This window comes from Deinococcus sp. JMULE3, from assembly GCF_013337115.1.
Taxonomy (GTDB): domain Bacteria; phylum Deinococcota; class Deinococci; order Deinococcales; family Deinococcaceae; genus Deinococcus.
This window is the reverse complement of sequence record NZ_SGWE01000004.1, coordinates 522,872-537,741: the sequence shown is the minus strand read 5'-3', so window position 1 is coordinate 537,741 and position 14,870 is coordinate 522,872. Positions and strand designations below refer to the sequence as shown.

At 70.5% G+C, this 14,870-nt stretch carries 17 protein-coding genes; 4 read left to right on the top strand and 13 right to left on the bottom strand.

Annotated features, from left to right (window positions below; translation table 11 throughout):
* Nucleotides 1–7: 7 nt before the first annotated feature.
* From EXW95_RS05380 to EXW95_RS05335, 11 genes are all read right to left on the bottom strand, one after another.
* Nucleotides 8–724 (bottom strand): heme exporter protein CcmB, encoded by a 717-nt coding sequence (locus EXW95_RS05380; RefSeq protein ID WP_371809921.1) that lies wholly within the window; start codon nucleotides 722–724, stop codon nucleotides 8–10.
* Nucleotides 721–1,392 (bottom strand): ATP-binding cassette domain-containing protein, encoded by a 672-nt coding sequence (locus tag EXW95_RS05375; RefSeq protein WP_174366598.1) that lies wholly within the window; start codon nucleotides 1,390–1,392, stop codon nucleotides 721–723. Before EXW95_RS05375 ends, EXW95_RS05380 begins: the two co-directional genes overlap by 4 nt.
* Nucleotides 1,389–2,066 (bottom strand): cytochrome c biogenesis CcdA family protein, encoded by a 678-nt coding sequence (locus tag EXW95_RS05370; RefSeq protein WP_174366597.1) that lies wholly within the window; start codon nucleotides 2,064–2,066, stop codon nucleotides 1,389–1,391. The genes EXW95_RS05375 and EXW95_RS05370 overlap by 4 nt, the downstream gene beginning before the upstream one ends.
* A gap of 46 nt (nucleotides 2,067–2,112) precedes the next feature.
* Nucleotides 2,113–2,496, bottom strand: coding sequence for a penicillin-binding protein (locus EXW95_RS05365; RefSeq protein WP_174366596.1), 384 nt, complete (start codon nucleotides 2,494–2,496; stop codon nucleotides 2,113–2,115).
* 237 nt (nucleotides 2,497–2,733) lie between these two features.
* Entirely contained in the window at nucleotides 2,734–4,530 is a 1,797-nt protein-coding gene (locus tag EXW95_RS05360; protein ID WP_371809920.1) for a transglycosylase domain-containing protein, read from the bottom strand.
* Nucleotides 4,467–5,093: a transglycosylase domain-containing protein gene (locus EXW95_RS21275; protein WP_371809919.1), complete on the bottom strand. Its 627-nt coding sequence runs from the start codon at nucleotides 5,091–5,093 to the stop codon at nucleotides 4,467–4,469. The genes EXW95_RS05360 and EXW95_RS21275 overlap by 64 nt, the downstream gene beginning before the upstream one ends.
* 25 nt (nucleotides 5,094–5,118) lie before the next feature.
* Entirely contained in the window at nucleotides 5,119–5,505 is a 387-nt protein-coding gene (locus tag EXW95_RS05355) for a PleD family two-component system response regulator (RefSeq protein WP_174368832.1), read from the bottom strand.
* Nucleotides 5,506–5,632: 127 nt separating this feature from the next.
* A complete protein-coding gene (locus EXW95_RS05350) occupies nucleotides 5,633–5,776 on the bottom strand; it encodes a hypothetical protein (RefSeq protein ID WP_174366595.1) in 144 nt (47 codons plus the stop codon).
* A gap of 69 nt (nucleotides 5,777–5,845) precedes the next feature.
* Entirely contained in the window at nucleotides 5,846–6,676 is an 831-nt protein-coding gene (locus EXW95_RS05345) for an extracellular solute-binding protein (protein ID WP_174366594.1), read from the bottom strand.
* A 99-nt stretch (nucleotides 6,677–6,775) separates the two neighbouring features.
* Nucleotides 6,776–9,583 carry a valine--tRNA ligase gene (locus tag EXW95_RS05340; RefSeq protein ID WP_174366593.1) on the bottom strand — a complete coding sequence of 936 codons (2,808 nt, stop codon included), beginning with the start codon at nucleotides 9,581–9,583 and terminating at the stop codon, nucleotides 6,776–6,778.
* A gap of 24 nt (nucleotides 9,584–9,607) precedes the next feature.
* Nucleotides 9,608–10,111 carry an NUDIX domain-containing protein gene (locus EXW95_RS05335; RefSeq protein WP_254605516.1) on the bottom strand — a complete coding sequence of 168 codons (504 nt, stop codon included), beginning with the start codon at nucleotides 10,109–10,111 and terminating at the stop codon, nucleotides 9,608–9,610.
* Nucleotides 10,112–10,482: 371 nt separating this feature from the next.
* Between EXW95_RS05335 and EXW95_RS05330 the strand changes: the two genes are divergently transcribed.
* Nucleotides 10,483–11,025 (top strand): hypothetical protein, encoded by a 543-nt coding sequence (locus EXW95_RS05330; protein WP_174366592.1) that lies wholly within the window; start codon nucleotides 10,483–10,485, stop codon nucleotides 11,023–11,025.
* Here EXW95_RS05330 and EXW95_RS05325 read toward each other — a convergent pair.
* Nucleotides 10,977–11,744: a hypothetical protein gene (locus EXW95_RS05325; RefSeq protein ID WP_174366591.1), complete on the bottom strand. Its 768-nt coding sequence runs from the start codon at nucleotides 11,742–11,744 to the stop codon at nucleotides 10,977–10,979. The two genes, EXW95_RS05330 and EXW95_RS05325, sit on opposite strands and share 49 nt — an antisense overlap.
* Nucleotides 11,745–11,981: 237 nt before the next feature.
* Entirely contained in the window at nucleotides 11,982–12,503 is a 522-nt protein-coding gene (locus tag EXW95_RS05320) for a DUF4388 domain-containing protein (RefSeq protein WP_174366590.1), read from the bottom strand.
* A gap of 82 nt (nucleotides 12,504–12,585) precedes the next feature.
* On the opposite strand from EXW95_RS05320, the gene EXW95_RS05315 reads away from it, so the two are divergent.
* The 3 genes from EXW95_RS05315 to EXW95_RS05305 all read left to right on the top strand — a co-directional run bounded on the left by EXW95_RS05315 (nucleotide 12,586) and on the right by EXW95_RS05305 (nucleotide 14,695).
* Nucleotides 12,586–13,587, top strand: a complete 1,002-nt coding sequence (locus EXW95_RS05315) for an ADP-ribosylglycohydrolase family protein (protein WP_174366589.1) — start codon at nucleotides 12,586–12,588, stop codon at nucleotides 13,585–13,587.
* Between the two features lie 142 nt (nucleotides 13,588–13,729).
* Nucleotides 13,730–13,948 (top strand): 50S ribosomal protein L31, encoded by a 219-nt coding sequence (rpmE, locus tag EXW95_RS05310; protein WP_046844910.1) that lies wholly within the window; start codon nucleotides 13,730–13,732, stop codon nucleotides 13,946–13,948.
* Between the two features lie 135 nt (nucleotides 13,949–14,083).
* On the top strand, nucleotides 14,084–14,695 hold the full coding sequence (locus EXW95_RS05305) for a thymidine kinase (protein WP_174366588.1): 612 nt from the start codon (nucleotides 14,084–14,086) through the stop codon (nucleotides 14,693–14,695).
* The last annotated feature ends 175 nt before the right edge of the window (nucleotides 14,696–14,870 follow it).

Sequence of the window (14,870 nt, the reverse complement as noted above, 5' to 3'; positions counted from 1 at the left end):
GGGGAGGTCAGCCCTCGACCGCGGCCGGAAACAGCAGGGTCGCCAGGATGATCGTGCCCAGGTCGAACGCCGTCAGGAACGTCAGCCAGGTGCTGACCTCGGGACTCCAGCCACCCTCCAGGAGCAGGCGGGTGGCCTGCACGGTCGCCAGGACCGCCGGGACCAGGATGGGGAAGGCCAGGGCGGGCAGCAGCGCCTCACGCGCGCGGAGGTTCACGGTGATGCTGCCGTAAAAGGTCGTGGCGGCCGCGAAGCCCAGCACGCCCAGCGCGGTCGTCAGGGCCAGCGCCGCCCACGGCAGGGCGCGGCCCGCCGCCGTGACCGCCTCGGACGCACCGAACAGCACCAGACCCGTCGGGACGGTCGCCGCCGCGACCAGCAGCAGGGGCGGCAGCACGCCCAGCAGCTTGCCCAGGTACAGCGCGCCGTGCGGCCCGGGGTACGCCAGCAGCTGCTCCAGCGCGCCTGCTTCCTGCTCCTGCGCGAAGGCCCGCTGGGCGCCCACCGCCGCCGCGAGGGCCAGCGCCGTCCAGATCGCCCCGGCGGCCAGCGGCGCGCTCAGGCGGGCGTCGCGGGACACCACGCCGCCGCTCAGGGCGAAGCCCAGCACCAGCAGCACGATCCCCGCGAAGAACGCCGTGGCCAGCAAGGTGTCGCGCGTGCGGCCCGCCACGCGCAGGTCCTTCGCGGCGACCGTCAGCGCCTGCCTCAGCGCGCCCTTCACGCGGGCACCTCCTCGTGCAGCAGGCCGCCCGCGAGGCGCATGGTGCGCGGCGCGACCACCTGCGCCAGCGCGGGCTCATGCGCGGCGATCAGCAGCGAGCAGCCCTGCCCGCGCAATTCCAGCAGCAGTTCCTGCACCAGCGCCCGCCCCGCGTCGTCCAGGTTCGCGAAGGGTTCGTCCACCAGCGTCACCGGGCGGGCCAGCAGGTGCGCGCGGGCCAGTGCCAGCCGCTTGCGCATCCCCGCCGACAGAAAACGCGCCCGGCGGGTGGCCGCGCCCTCCAGCCCCACGCGGCGCAGCGTGCCCGGCACGTCCCCTGCCCGCGCATGCATCCGCAGCGCGAACTCCAGATTCTCCGCCGTCGTCAGGTCCGGGTACAGGCCGCCGTCCACCGGCATCAGGTGAATCGCGTCCCGCACGCCGCGGCTGTCGCGCAGGTCGTAGCCCAGCACCCGCCCCTCGCCGCGCGTGGGCCTCAGCCCGGCGCTCAGCAGGCGCAGCAGCGTGGTCTTCCCGGCCCCGTTCTCGCCCAGCAGCGTCACGCCCTGCCCGGCCGGGACGTCCAGCGTCACGCCACGCAGGATCACCTCGCGTCCCAGCCGCAGCCACACGTCCCGCAGCTGCACCGCGAACGCCGCGCCCGGATCATTCGCAGCCCTGTCCGTCACAGGCGCAGCCACTCGGGCATGATCGAGAAGAAGAACGTCGCCAGCCGCGTGAACTGCCCCGTCAGCATCATCAGGCCCACCACGACCAGCAGCGCGCCCCCCACCTTCTCGAACACCCCCGCGAAGCGGTTCAGGCGGCGCAGGTTCACGCGGTGCCACAGCGCCGCCGCCAGCAGGAACGGCACGCTCAGGCCCAGCGTGTACGCCGCCAGCAGCGTCACGCCGCTGCCCAGGCTGGCGCTGCTGGCCGCGAGGCTCAGGACGCTGCCCAGCGTCGGCCCCAGGCATGGACTCCAGCCGAACGCGAACGCCGCCCCCAGCGCCACCGGCCCGTACCCTCCGGCGTTCGCCAGGGCGCGCGTGTCCCGCATCAGGAACGGCAGCCGGATCAGGCCCAGCATCACCAGCCCGAAGAAGATGATCAGCGCGGCCGACAGCTGTCCCAGCAGCGCCTTGTGCGGCGCGATCAGCGCGCCCAGGCTGCTGGCCGTCGCGCCCAGCGCGATGAACACCAGCCCGAACCCCAGGACGAACCCCAGCGCCCGCGACCACGGTTGCCGCTCCCCACCCAGCACGCCCAGGTAACTGGGGACCAGTGGCAGCACGCACGGACTCAGGAACGACACCAGCCCCGCCAGGAAAGCGACAGTCAGGGTCGGGGAAGCACTCGTCATGCCCGGCAGTCTAGCGGCCCACGCTCAGGCCGCCTGTCCCGCCGCCCTATTCCAGCTTGCCGCTGAAGGTGCCCTCCCAGGCGTTCATGATCCGGCCGTCCTGCACCAGCAGGACCGTGGGGTACGCCCCCACCCGCAGCTGCCGCGCGAAGAGGGTTGCCGCCTCGCCCGTCCAGGCCTGCACGCCCGCCGGGGCGGGGGAGGGGAACCCCTCGGCGTTCACGGCCCGCACCGGCAGGCCCGCCGCCAGCACCGCCGACCACAGGTCGCCCAGGTCCCCGCAGTCGTGGCTGTACACCACCACGACCTCCTGCGCCGCCGCCGTCCACGGATGCTGCGGCAGGGGTTCCCCCAGGCGCACGCGCGCCTCGGCGGTCGAGATGCCCAGGGTCAGCAGCAGGGTCAGCAGGGGAGCGCGACGCAACCTCATACGGCCTCCGATTGGATGGTGTGCGTATCAATCCGAGCGGACGCGAGTTGGAGCGGAACGGGTTCCGGGCGTGGAGTTGACAACCCGGTGAGGTTCCGGGTTGTGAACGGAACAGACGGAATCCGCATCATGCCTGCCATGATGCCCTGCCTTCTGCGCAGGTGCATGACGGAGTGGTGAGGGGGCACTCAATGGCGAACGCGCCCCCTGCCACTGGAGGCGCGTGGGAAGGGACCGTTACGGTGCGCTGGCTGGCGGAACGGACTGCGTGGTGCCCGTGACGCCCCTGGCGGCCTTCACGGCTTCCGGGTCGGGCTGCTCGTCCCGGAGTGGCGCGGGGCTCTCGTCCGGCGCGTAGCCGGGCAGGTCCTCCAGTTGCACGCGGCGCTGCACGATGTTCTGCGGCGGCGTGAACTCGGTCGCCAGTCGGTTGGTCGTGCGGTCCAGGCTGACCAGCAGCGAGTCCGGATCATTCCCGGGCCGGTACGTCGTCTCGCGGTACAGCGTGGGGGGCGGCGCGTCCGTCTGCACCTCGGTGTTCGCCGCGTCGCGGTAGTTGGGGTCCAGCACCGCCAGTTTCACGTTCGGCAGGAACTGCTGATCGGGGGCGTCCACGTACTGGATGCCGGGCGGTTCGCTGAACTGCCGCAGCGCCTGCCCCTGATGCGCGAGTTCCATCATGCGCCGCCAGATCGGGGCGTTCACGTACCCCGAGTAGTACCCGCGGCTGGGCATGTCCCCACCCTGCTGGCGGCCCACCCACACCGACCCGGTGTACAGGGGCGTGGTGCCCACGAACCAGAAGTCCTTCGGGCCGTTACTCGTGCCGGTCTTCCCGGCGACGGGCCACTCGCCGAACTTCGCGCGTCCGGCCAGGCCGCCCTGCGCCTCGTTCAGGTCGTTCACGACCCCGCGCAGCATGTCCAGGCCCAGCCACGCCACCTGCGGCGTCCACACGCGCTTGCCCTGGACGGGTTGGCTGTTCACGTCGAACAGCACGGAGCCACGCGCGTCGGTCACACGCGTGATGTACCGGGGCGTGCGGTACAGGCCGCCGTTCACGAACGGCGCGTACGAGGCCGCCATCTTCACCGGGGTCGTCTCGACGGCGCCCAGCGCGGCGGCCAGTCCGGTCCCGTCGTTCGTCTGCAGGCCCAGTTCGCGGATCTTGCCGAAGAACGTCTGCAGGCCGATCCGGTCCGCCAGCCGTACCGTCACGAGGTTCAGCGAGCGGTCCAGCGCCTCGCGGATCGTCATGTCGCGGTACGTGGTGGCTCCCTCGAAGTTCTCGGGTTCGTATACGCCGTTCTTACAGCCCGTGCACGGGAAGGAGACGGGCCGGTCCTCCTCACGGTGCGACTGGTCCAGCCCGGTGGACAGCGCCGTCGTGTACAGCAGCGGCTTGATGGTGGACCCGATCTGCCGCTGCCCCTGCGCCGCGTTGTTCCACGCGGCCGGGGGCTCACTGCCGCGCAGCTTCTGCCCGATCATGCCCAGCACCTCGCCCGTGTACGGGTTGAGGATGGTCGCCGCGAGCGTCGCGCTCGGTGGCAGACCGGTCGCCTCGCGACTCGCGGTCTCCACCGCGGACTGAACCTTGGAATCCAGCGTGGTGTACACCCGCAGGCCACCCGAGCCGTATACCACGTCCCGCCCGAAGCGGCGCACGAGTTCCTGCTCGACCTGCTGCGTGAAGTGCGGCGCGCGGGTCGTGACAACCGCCTTGAGTTCCTTCGCGCTGCGGTCCACCAGTTTCGCGGTCTTCACGTTCCCGCCCGCGTCGTACGTGACCTGCCAGCCGCGCGGCTGGAGTTTCTCCTGCCACGCCGCGTCCATCTGCGCCTGCGTGATCCAGCCGTCCTCGACCATCCGCGACAGCAGCACCCGCATCAGGGGCCGCATCTCCTCGTACCGGAAGTACCGCCCGGCGTTCGGGACGAGCACCGTCAGGTACGCCGCCTGCGCCAGCGTCAGGTCCTTCGGCGTCGTGCGGAAGTACGCCTGCGCCGCCGAGTAGATCCCGTACAGTTCCACCGGCCCGCCGTCCCCCAGTAGATGGTGTTCAGGTACGTCTGCAGGATCTCGGCCTTCGTGAACGACCGCTCGACCTGCACGCTCAGGATCCACTCCTTGAACTTACGGTCCGGCGTGCGGGCCTGCTGGTACTCCTCGAGCAGCAGCGTGTTCTTCACCAGCTGGTTCGTCAGGGTACTGCCGCCCTGCACGCTGTCGCCCCGCGCTGCGCGCTGCACCTGCCGTCCCAGCCCGTACGGGTCCAGGCCGTAATGCTCGAAGAAGCGTCGGTCCTCGTTGCTGATCAGCGCGCCCACCATGAACGGACTGATCTCGCCCAGGGTCACGATCGTGCGGCTGATCGCCTGATCCCCCACCTTCGGGATCAGCGTGCCGAGCGGCGCGCCGTCCCGCGCGAAGATCTTCGTCTCGGACCCCAGCGACCGCGTCAGGTTGTCCAGTTCGCGGTAATCCGGCAGTTCCCGCCCCCACTTCAGGGCGTACGTGGTCACGACGCCCGCCGCGGCCAGCAGCGCCGCGAGTAGGAACGACGTCAGAAATTTCAGGAAGCGCAGCACGATCACGCTGCACCCCGTTCGGCTGCGCCCGTCAACGCCGTCGCGCCTCGATCAGCTGATTCACCCGTCCGCGCAGGTTCTTGCCGGACAGTGGCTTGTACACGATGTCGTCCGCGCCCACCAGTTTCGCGTGATCGCGCGTCTGGTCGTCATCGAAGCCTGTCAGCAGCAGTACCGGGGTGTCCCGCAGCCGCTTGATCCGCTTGACGCGCGAGCAGATCTCGAAGCCGTCCATGAACGGCATCTTCACGTCCAGCAGCATCGCGTCGGGCGTGTGTTCCTTGAGGTACTCCAGGGCCAGTTTGCCGTCCGGCACCGCCACAATGTCGTGCCCGTCCGCCGACAGAATGACCTCCAGCATGGTCCGGATGGCCGGTTCGTCGTCCGCGACGAGAATGGTATACGCCATGCCGCTCATCATAGAGCAGGGCAGCGGGACACGCGCCGTGACCTGCTGCGCCATCTGCGCGGCGCGCCCGGCGACACCCACACAGGGTCGAGCGGAGGCCAGACTGGCACCGTCCGCCGGACGGACGCCACGCGGATCAGTGGCAACCCTGGCGGCCCAGCGCGCCGTCCAGCGTCGCCTGCGCCCGGTCCCAGGCGGAGCCGTCGTTCCCGAAGGCGGCCTCGGGTCGGCCGGCCCGGATGGCCTGGATGAAGCCCCAGGGATCCTGCTGCTGTCGCAACGACTCCTGCGCCGCGAGCGGGCAGGCGGCTTCCCGCCCTGTACAGGGCCAGCTGCGCCTCAGGGCGGGTCAGGTGCAGGGCCAGTGCCTCGGCCTCGCGGACGGCCCTGGTCCGGGCATCCACTGCGACGCCCTGGTACCCGACGATGGGCTGCCAGGATTGCGGCGCGCCAGGGGGGTGGGCAGCGGCTGCACGCTGTACGTCACGCCTGACGTCACCAGCGGCGGGTGATTCCACGGCCCGGTCAGGACGGCACCCAGACGGCCCTGCCCGAACGCCTCAAGGGCCTGCGCCTCGTTCAGGCTCGCGCCTGGCCCACCGACGCGGCGCAGCGCGCACCCCGCGCGGCTGACTGCTGCCGGGTCCGGCGCAGGAGCAAGCAGGTTCACGCCGAACGCCCGGAACAGCCCGGCCTGAAGGTAGGGATCGTGGGGCCCGAGCGCCACGCCCGGCCCATCCGCTGCGGCGGCGCGTTCCAGATCCGCCCAGCTGCCGATCCCGCCCGGCACCAGCGCCCGGTTCACGACCAGCGCCACGGCGTCTGCCATCAGCGGTCGGGCGCGCACCACCCCGCCCACGGTCAGGGCCGCCACGCCTGCCGGATCTCCCAGGTCGTCCCCGGCCAGCGGCGCCGTCTGCGCGGCCAGACCGGGCAGCCAGTGGTCCGGCACGCCCACCACCACGTCCGGACGGGCACGCGCGCCCTCCCAGCGTTCGATCAGGTCCCCGAACGCGACCGAGGTGACCCGCACCTGCACGCCCGTCGCCCGCGCGTACCCGGCGCTCTGCGCCCGCACCCACGCGAGGTCCTGGCCGACATAGTGCGTCCAGACCGTCAACGTGACCGCTTGCGCCTGCCCAAGGAGCATCAGGCCAGCCCCCAGAATCCACCGTCTCATATCCAGAGCAGAGCACACGCCCGTCCATAACGCACGCCGGGATGAAGCAGAGGCGGGGCGCCGTGGTTTCCCACCGCGCCCCGCCCCCTGCGTCCCGATTTACTCGAACTGCGCGAGCACCTGCGTCAGGCGTTCGCGCTGCGCGCCGAAGTCGGCCACGCGGCGTTTCTCCTCCTCGATGACCTCGGCGGGGGCGCGGGCGACGAAGCCCTCGTTGCTCAGTTTGCCCTGCGCCTGCTTGATCTGCTTGTCGAACTCCGCGAGGCGTTTCTTCTGCTTGCCGATCCAGTCGGCAATATCGACGGTGCCTTCCAGCGGCGCGCGGACGGTCACCCCCTGCTCGACGAGGCTCAGGGTGCGGCCCTCCAGGTCGCCGGACAGGTTCACGCGGGCGATGCTCTCGACCACGCGGGCGTTCTCGTGCACGGTCGGGGCGAGGTCGCCTTCCACGGCGACGTTCAGGCGGTCCTGCGGGCTGAGGCCCAGTTCGCTCTTGAGGCTGCGGGCAGCGGCGACGGCGGCGCGCAGGGCGTCGAACGCGCGGGTGGCGTCCGCGTCGTGCAGCGCCTCGTCCGCGGCGGGCCAGGTGTGCACGGCCAGCTGGCGGCGGTGGCCGAGCGCGGCGTACAGTTCGCTCGTCACGAACGGCATGAAGGGGTGCAGCAGCTTCAGGATGTGTTCCAGCGTGGCCTTCAGCGTCACCAGCGTGGACAGTTTGCCTTCCGCGAGGGCGGGTTTGGCGGCCTCGATGTACCAGTCGCAGAACTCGTCCCAGGTGAAGGTGTACAGCGTGCGGATCGCCGCGCCGATGTCGAACGCGTCGAGCTGCGCGGTCGCCTCGGCGGTCACGGCGTTCAGGCGCGACAGGATCCAGCGGTCCGCCAGGGTCAGGTCCGTGCGGGCGCGCACGGCGCTCAGAGCGTCGCGGCTGCGCAGGATCTCGCCGACGCTGTCGTCCAGCGCGCCCTGCACGTAGCGGATCAGGGCCTCGTCGGCCTCGTGCCCGGTCGTCTGGAGGTTCGGGAGGGCCTCGCCGAGGCGCAGCATCGCGAAGCGCGCGGCGTTCCACAGTTTGTTCGCGAAGTTGCGGCCCTGCTCGAAGCGGCGCGGGTCGTGCTTGATGTCCTGCCCGCCGGTGGACAGGAAGCTGAACGCGAAGCGGCTGGCGTCCACGCCGTACTGGTCGAACAGCTCCAGCGGATCGATGCCGTTGCCCTTGCTCTTGGACATCTTCTGGCCCTTCGCGTCGAGGTACAGGCCGTGCAGCATCACCGTGCTGAAGGGGGCCTGACCGGTCAGGCCGTACCCGGCCATCTGCATGCGCGCCACCCAGAAGAACAGGATGTCGTACCCGGTCACGAGCACCTGCGTGGGGTAGAACTTCCGGAAGTCCTCACTGTCCGTGTCGGGCCAGCCCAGAGTGCTAAACGGCCAGAGGTTGGAGCTGAACCACGTGTCGAACACGTCCGGGTCGCGGCGCAGGTTCAGGTGCGCGTAGCGGGGGTCCTGATCGCAGTCCAGGTCCGGGTTCTCGGGGTCCGGCACGTACAGGTTGCCCTGCTCGTCGTACCACGCGGGAATCTGGTGGCCCCACCACAGCTGACGGCTGATGTTCCAGTCGCGGATGTTCTCCAGCCAGTCGCGGTTCACCTTCGCGTACCGCTCGGGCACCAGCTGCATGTCGCCGCGCTCCAGCCCGGCCAGCACCTGCTCGGCGAAGGGTTTCATCTTCACGTACCACTGCTCGCTGATGATCGGCTCGACCGGCACCTTTGTCCGCTCCGACAGGCCGATGGCGGTGTCGTGGTCCTTCTCCTCCAGCAGGTCGCCGCCCTCGGTCAGGGCCTTCACGACCGCCTTTCGGGCCGCGAAGCGTTCCAGACCCTGGAACTCGGCGGGCACCAGCCCGTCGCGGGTCAGGTTGCCGTGCAGGTCGATCACGCTGGGCCGCGCGAGCCCGTGCCGCTCGCCCACCTCGAAGTCGGTCGGGTCGTGCGCGGGCGTGATCTTCAGCGCGCCCACCCCGAACTCCATCTCGACCGCCTCGTCCGCGATGATCGGCACATACCGGTCCGTCAGGGGAATGCGGGCCTCCTGCCCCACCAGATGCGCGAAACGCGGGTCCTCGGGATGCACGGCGATCGCCTGATCCGCGAAGATCGTCTCGGGCCGCACGGTCGCGATGCGGATCTCACCCGCCTCCCCGTTGCTGGCCGCCGCGTTCGGGTCGCGCAGCTTGTACGACAGGGTGTACATCTTGCCCTTACGGACCTCGCGGTCGATCTCCAGTTCCGACAGGGTCGTCTGACTGGCCGGGTCCCAGTTCACGATCCGCTCGCCACGGTACGCGGCTCCGTCGTGGTACAGCTTCACGAACTGATGCCGCACGGCGCGCGACAGGCCCTCGTCCATCGTGAAGCGCTCGCGCGTCCAGTCTGCACTGACGCCCAGGCGCGACAGCTGCTCCAGGATCATCCCGCCCGACTCGGCCTTCCACTCCCACACCTGATCCAGGAACTTGTCGCGGCCCAGGTCGTGACGGCTGACGCCCTGCTCGCGCAGCTGCCGCTCCACGACCACCTGCGTCGAGATGCCCGCGTGGTCCATGCCCGGCAGGTACAGCGCCTCGAAGCCCGCCATGCGCTTGTAGCGGATCAGCGTGTCGATCAGCGTGTTGTCCAGCGCGTGCCCCAGGTGCAGGTTCCCCGTCACGTTCGGCGGCGGGATCACGATCGTGAACGGCTCCTTCCCGCTCGTCGCGTCCGCGCGGAACGGCTCGTTCCGCCACTTCGCGGCCCAGCCCGGCTCGACCGCCTTCGGGTCGAACTGCTTGGCGAGGGTGGACGCGTCGTTCTCCGGCGTCTGGTCAGGGGTGATGGTCTGGTCGGGGGTATGGGGGTCAGTCATAGGGATGCTCCTGAAAGTGAGGACTCAGAGAAAAGTAGCGGCGGTCAGTCGGTGAAGATGAGGCAGGGCCGTTTCGTAGCCATGTCCAACAATCAGGTCATGCTGGTCCATCGGGACGAACCGGCAGTGGAAGGTCATGCCGTGGTCTGCGCCGTCGCCCGTGACGGCATGCGGCCAGTTGTCCGGGGTGTCCGCCGGTGCGCTCAGCCAGAAGTAATGCCACACCTGGGACGCCTCGCCCCGGGTCCAGTGCATCGAGGTCAGGTGAACCGGGGCGCGCAGTCGCAGGCCCGTTTCCTCAAAGCTTTCGCGGATGGCGGCCTGTGCCGGTGTTTCCCCGGGATCGACGCCACCGGCCGGAACCTGAATGCCCGCGTCGGGGTATCGGGGAGGATGTTCGAACACGAGCAGTTCGTGAGGCTGACGGGTGATGTAGGCGAGCACCCGTTGACGGCAGCCCTGACGTCCGGCCAGTTCGACCGCCCCGGTCAGCGGCCATTCGGTGCCTGTCATCTCGCTGTGTGCCATGTGGTGCCTCCAGAGCAGAAAAACGTCCCGTCCGCCGGATGAACTTCCGGATGCGGACGAGACGAGAGTGTCCCGTGGTACCACCGCGTTTCCCCGCCTGCATGGGGGGCACTCGCTGCGCGCTGTATCGGGCGCACCCGGAGGCTCTACGCCCCCCGCGCGGGGGGGTTCTGCCGTCGTGCTCGCGGGTGACGTTCGCCGGGGGCCGGTCCACCTGCCCTCTCAGTCGCGGGGCGGGTTTCCTGTGGGGGCCTGACCCGGGTACTCCTCCCGGTCACTGCACTCGGGAGTGTACGCGCCGGGGGGCGGGCATTTCAATCCGCACGCTGGCGCATTGGCGGGGTGGGGGCGGGCCGGGCATCCTGCGGGGCGTGCCCCCGACTGGAATAACCCTGTATCACCGCGCCGTGCGGGACGTGCGTGGCGATCACCTGCTCCCCCTGAGCACCCTGCGTGAGCGTCACCCGGACGTGTACGCCCGCGAGGCGGCCAAGTACGTGGGCCGCGAGGCGCTGATGCAGGAGCGGGTCGGGCGGCTGGACTGCCTCTGGACCGACGTGCTGTTCTTCTCGCCCGTGAACCCGGGGCCGCTGCTGGACGCCGCGCGGCAGAGCGGCCGGGCGATTCCCCCCGTGCGGTTCTGGACGCTGGACGCCTCGCACCTCGATCCGGCGCGGGCGTGCGTCCGGCTGGTGCGCCCCTGGCCGGGAGATGTGAAGCCCGCGCCGGACCCGGCGGACGAGCTGCCGTTCACGCCGCAGACGCTGCGGGAGCACTCAGCCGCGCTCCCGGCGACCCTGGACCGCCTGCGCGCCCTGCCGGAAGAAGCGCCCCTGATCCTGTGGATGGACGTCCCGCACGTCCTCTACCGCGGCGAGGTCCCGCTGGGTGCGCTGGGCGAGGTGCGCTGCTGAGCCTCGTCGCCCTCGGGAAGGCGTTCGAAGCGGTACAGCAGGGGTTTTTTCAGCAGGCCGCGCGGGACGGTCACGGTGGCGCTCTGGTAGGGGAGACCGCTGACCTGCGCGGACGCGCTGAACAGGTGCGTGTCCTCGCCGATGCGGGCGGCGCGGTCGCTGACGTCCAGCGGGCCCTGCGCGCGGCTCAGCACGTCGTAGGGGTGCTCGATCAGCACCGTGAGTTTCACGGGCTGGCCGATCAGGCTGCGCAGGGGGTTCGCGGCGCTGCTGAACGCGGCCCGCACGGGTTGCGCCTGACGCTCGCACGTGACGCGGACGCTCAGGCCGTACTCGCCGACCGGGAAGGTCAGGTCGCGGATCAGGGTCACGCCGTCGCCCTCGGCCTCACGGAACGCGGCCAGCAGGGCCTCGCGGCGGTTGCGGACCAGCGTGACGGGCATGGCGCGCTCCATGGGGAACTCGCCCCGCTGGATCACGCGTTCGGCGTGCTTCAGGGTGTCCTCGCGCGTGCGGAACGTGCGGTGAGTGACGGACTGCGCGGCGTGCCATACGCCACTGGAGTCGCGTTCCATCCACTCGACCCACAGGTCGAAGCGGTCGTGGAACTGCCAGGACGGGTGCGCCTGCGTGGCGGGACGCGCGGCCTCGCGGGCCGGTTCGTCACGGGGGGACAGGGAGTCACTGGTTCGGCTGGTGGGGCGGGAGATGGCACTCATGGGTCCTCCGGATGCCCATCATGCCGCAGATGACCCGCCGAATGTGAAAAAACACCGCGCCGGGGGGGATCATACGGATTCCGTTTGTTTCGCCAACAATCCGGAACTTCACCGGATGGCCGGCTCCACGTCCGGAACCCGTGTTGCTCCCACTCGCTTTGCTCGGATTGAACGGGCTGTGCAGCCCATTCAATCGGAGTCCGTATCACCCCCCAGCCCGGCGGCGCGGCCTCCGGCTCAGCTGATCTCGATCAGTTCCGCCAGCAGGAACGGCTTCAGTGTCTCCAGGACCAGCCGGGGCGGCGCGGCGGTGCGTTCCAGCAGCGTGCGGATGTTGCCACTGTCGGAGATCAGGTTCAGCACGCGGTACTGCGTGCGGGTCACGGGCTGCGCCTCGGTCCACTTCGCCGTGAAGCGCAGGCGTTTGTTCCAGTCGGGGAAGGTCCGCAGCAGCGGCTCCCACGCGGCGTTGTCCTCCAGCAGGCGGCGCAGGGCCGGGTCGCGGCGCAGGCTCATGGTGCGGTTGGGGGGCGGCTGGTCCACCTCGAAGGTGAACACCCCGGCGTCCAGGCTGGCCATGAACTGCAGGGCGTGCTCGCCGCGCAGGCGGCCGGCCTCGGCGTGCGTGATCTCGCCGCGTTCCAGCCACAGCTGCCCGCCGCGGATGTGGTCCACGCTGAGCCGCCCGGCGCGTCCGCTCGTGAGGAACATCTGCATGACGGACAGGAAGGGGAAGACTGCCAGATCGCCGCGTACCATAGGTGACCCTCAGTGTAGGGGCGCGCCGCCCCCGGTGCGAGGGGTCACCCCGCCGGGGGCGGCGGCGTGCGAAGATCGTCACATGCCTGACCCTCTGGACGTGCTGCTGTCCCTGTGCGCGGCGGACGCGCTGGGCGCCGCCACGGAATTCAAATCCCCCGACGTGATCCACGCGCGCTACGGCGCCGCCTTCCGCGCGTACCAGCCGGGCAGCGTGTTCGGTTTCGCGCCCGGCGAGGCCACCGACGACAGCCAGATGGTCGTCGCCACCCTGCTCGGCGCGGCGCGCGGCGAGGGCCACGCGGGCGTCCTCGCGGCATTCCGCGAGTGGCTGGCCGCCGCGCCGCCCGACGTGGGCGGCCTGACCCGCCAGGCCCTGAGACTGACCTTCACGCAACCGGAGCGGCTCGACGGGGGCGCGCTGGCCTGGGAACGCGGGGGCTTCGACGGGGCCGGGAACGGCGGGCTGATGCGCGTGGCCGCCGCTTGGCTGCTCGGGCACCGGGGCGCGGCCCTGGCGCGCGAGGCGGCGATCCTGACGGCCCTGACGCACGCCGATCCGCGCTGCGTGTACGCCTCGGTGTTCCTGACGGCGTTCATGGAGGCCCTCGCAGACGGCCAGGCCTACGCGGCGGCGGCGCAGGCAGCCCTGGGCGTCATGGACAGCCTGGACGGGCGGGACGTGCTGGTGGACGCGGGGATGCTGGGCCTGAACACCCAGGACGCCCACCGCGCCTTCCGGGGCCGCGAGCGTGAGGCCCGCGCGCAGGTCCGCGCCCGCGTCCGCTCCGGGCTGGAGGGCACGATCACCTCACAGAGTGGGTACGTGCTGGACACCCTGGAAGCCGCCGTCGCGCACGCCCGCCGCGCGGACTGGTGGGCGTGCGTGGAACCCGCCGTGCTGGGCGGTGACGACAGCGATACGGTCGCCTGCGTGGTCGGGGCCATCGTCGGTGCGCGCGGCCTGAGCACCCCGCCCGAACTCCTGCCGGATCTGCGGCTGGGACACAGCTGGCCCGGCTGGGAGCGGCACTGGATTGCCACCGAGCACCTGCCGGGCGTCCTGACCCACGCGATGGCGTGACCCGTACACTGGCGTGACCCGTGCAGTGGCGTGACCGGGACAGCCCCTCACCCTGAAGGGCCCAGGCGTGGTACACTGTCAGGGTTGCCCGCTACGCACATGCACCGGAGACCGGGGCGCAGACGTGGCGGAGGAGGCACCCATGAAGAAAGACATCCACCCCAAAGTCGTTCCCACCAAGATCATCTACCAGGGTAAAGTCGTGATGGAAACCCTGAGCACCAAGCCCGAAATCCACGTGGACGTCTGGAGCGGCGTGCACCCCTTCTGGACCGGCGAAGAGCGCTTCGTGGACACCGAAGGCCGCGTCGACAAGTTCAACAAGCGCTTCGGCGACAGCTACCGCAACAAGAAGAAGTAAGCGCCCCGCGCCTGCGCCGCCCCCACCCACCAGGGTCGGGGCGGTTCTGCTGTCCCTTCTGCTGGGCTGACCGACTGCTGGACTGGTGCCCGCGCGGCCCGGCAGGTTCACGCCCGATCTGCGATACTCGCGGGCGTGCTGAAATCCCCCTACCACGGCGGTCACCTGGAAGTCATCGTCGGCCCGATGTTCAGCGGGAAAAGCGAGGAACTCATCCGCCGCGTGACCCGCGCCGTGATCGCCCGGCAGCGCGTGTTCGTGTTCAAACCCGCGCTGGACGACCGCTATCACGAGTCCGCCGTCGCCAGTCACGCCGGGCGGACCGTGCACGCCGTCGCGGTGCGCGGCGCGGCTGACATCCGCGCGCACCTGAGCGGCGAGGGCACCCTGCTGCACGCCCAGGGCGACACGCTGCCCGACGTGGTCGGCATCGACGAGGTGCAGTTCCTCGACGAGGCGATCATCCCCCTGGCCCTGGACCTCGCCGACGCCGGTGTGCGCGTGATCCTCGCCGGGCTGGACCAGGACTTCCGCGCCGAACCGTTCGGGTTCATGCCCGAACTGCTGGCCCGCGCCGAGAGCGTCGAGAAACTCACCGCGATCTGCACGGTGTGCGGCGCGCCCGCCACCCGCTCGCAACGATTGATTGGCGGTCAACCGGCCCGTTTCGACGATCCGGTCGTCCTCGTGGGCGCCCAGGAGAGTTACGAGGCCCGCTGCCGCGTCCATCACGAACTGCGCGGCTGACCCGGCCGATGTCCCCCGCCCCTCACCCGGCGCGCCCCCGCCACGTGAAGACCGGCTGGTCATATCCCTACCGTTCCCACACGCTAGACTGTCCGGGCCGCGTCAACGCACCTCAAACGCACCTCATTGAAACGTCCCGTCCTGACTCCGGGGTTGATCCTTGCAGAAACCAGTC

Coding starts and splice junctions, on each gene's coding strand:
- EXW95_RS05315 (WP_174366589.1), top strand. CDS start 12,586: ATGCCTGACCCTCTGGACGTGCTGCTGTCCCTGTGCGCGGCGGACGCG.
- EXW95_RS05370 (WP_174366597.1), bottom strand. CDS start 2,066: ATGACGAGTGCTTCCCCGACCCTGACTGTCGCTTTCCTGGCGGGGCTG.
- rpmE (WP_046844910.1), top strand. CDS start 13,730: ATGAAGAAAGACATCCACCCCAAAGTCGTTCCCACCAAGATCATCTAC.
- EXW95_RS05345 (WP_174366594.1), bottom strand. CDS start 6,676: ATGAGACGGTGGATTCTGGGGGCTGGCCTGATGCTCCTTGGGCAGGCG.
- EXW95_RS05355 (WP_174368832.1), bottom strand. CDS start 5,505: ATGAGCGGCATGGCGTATACCATTCTCGTCGCGGACGACGAACCGGCC.
- EXW95_RS05320 (WP_174366590.1), bottom strand. CDS start 12,503: ATGGTACGCGGCGATCTGGCAGTCTTCCCCTTCCTGTCCGTCATGCAG.
- EXW95_RS05325 (WP_174366591.1), bottom strand. CDS start 11,744: ATGAGTGCCATCTCCCGCCCCACCAGCCGAACCAGTGACTCCCTGTCC.
- EXW95_RS05365 (WP_174366596.1), bottom strand. CDS start 2,496: ATGAGGTTGCGTCGCGCTCCCCTGCTGACCCTGCTGCTGACCCTGGGC.
- EXW95_RS05335 (WP_254605516.1), bottom strand. CDS start 10,111: ATGGCACACAGCGAGATGACAGGCACCGAATGGCCGCTGACCGGGGCG.
- EXW95_RS05340 (WP_174366593.1), bottom strand. CDS start 9,583: ATGACTGACCCCCATACCCCCGACCAGACCATCACCCCTGACCAGACG.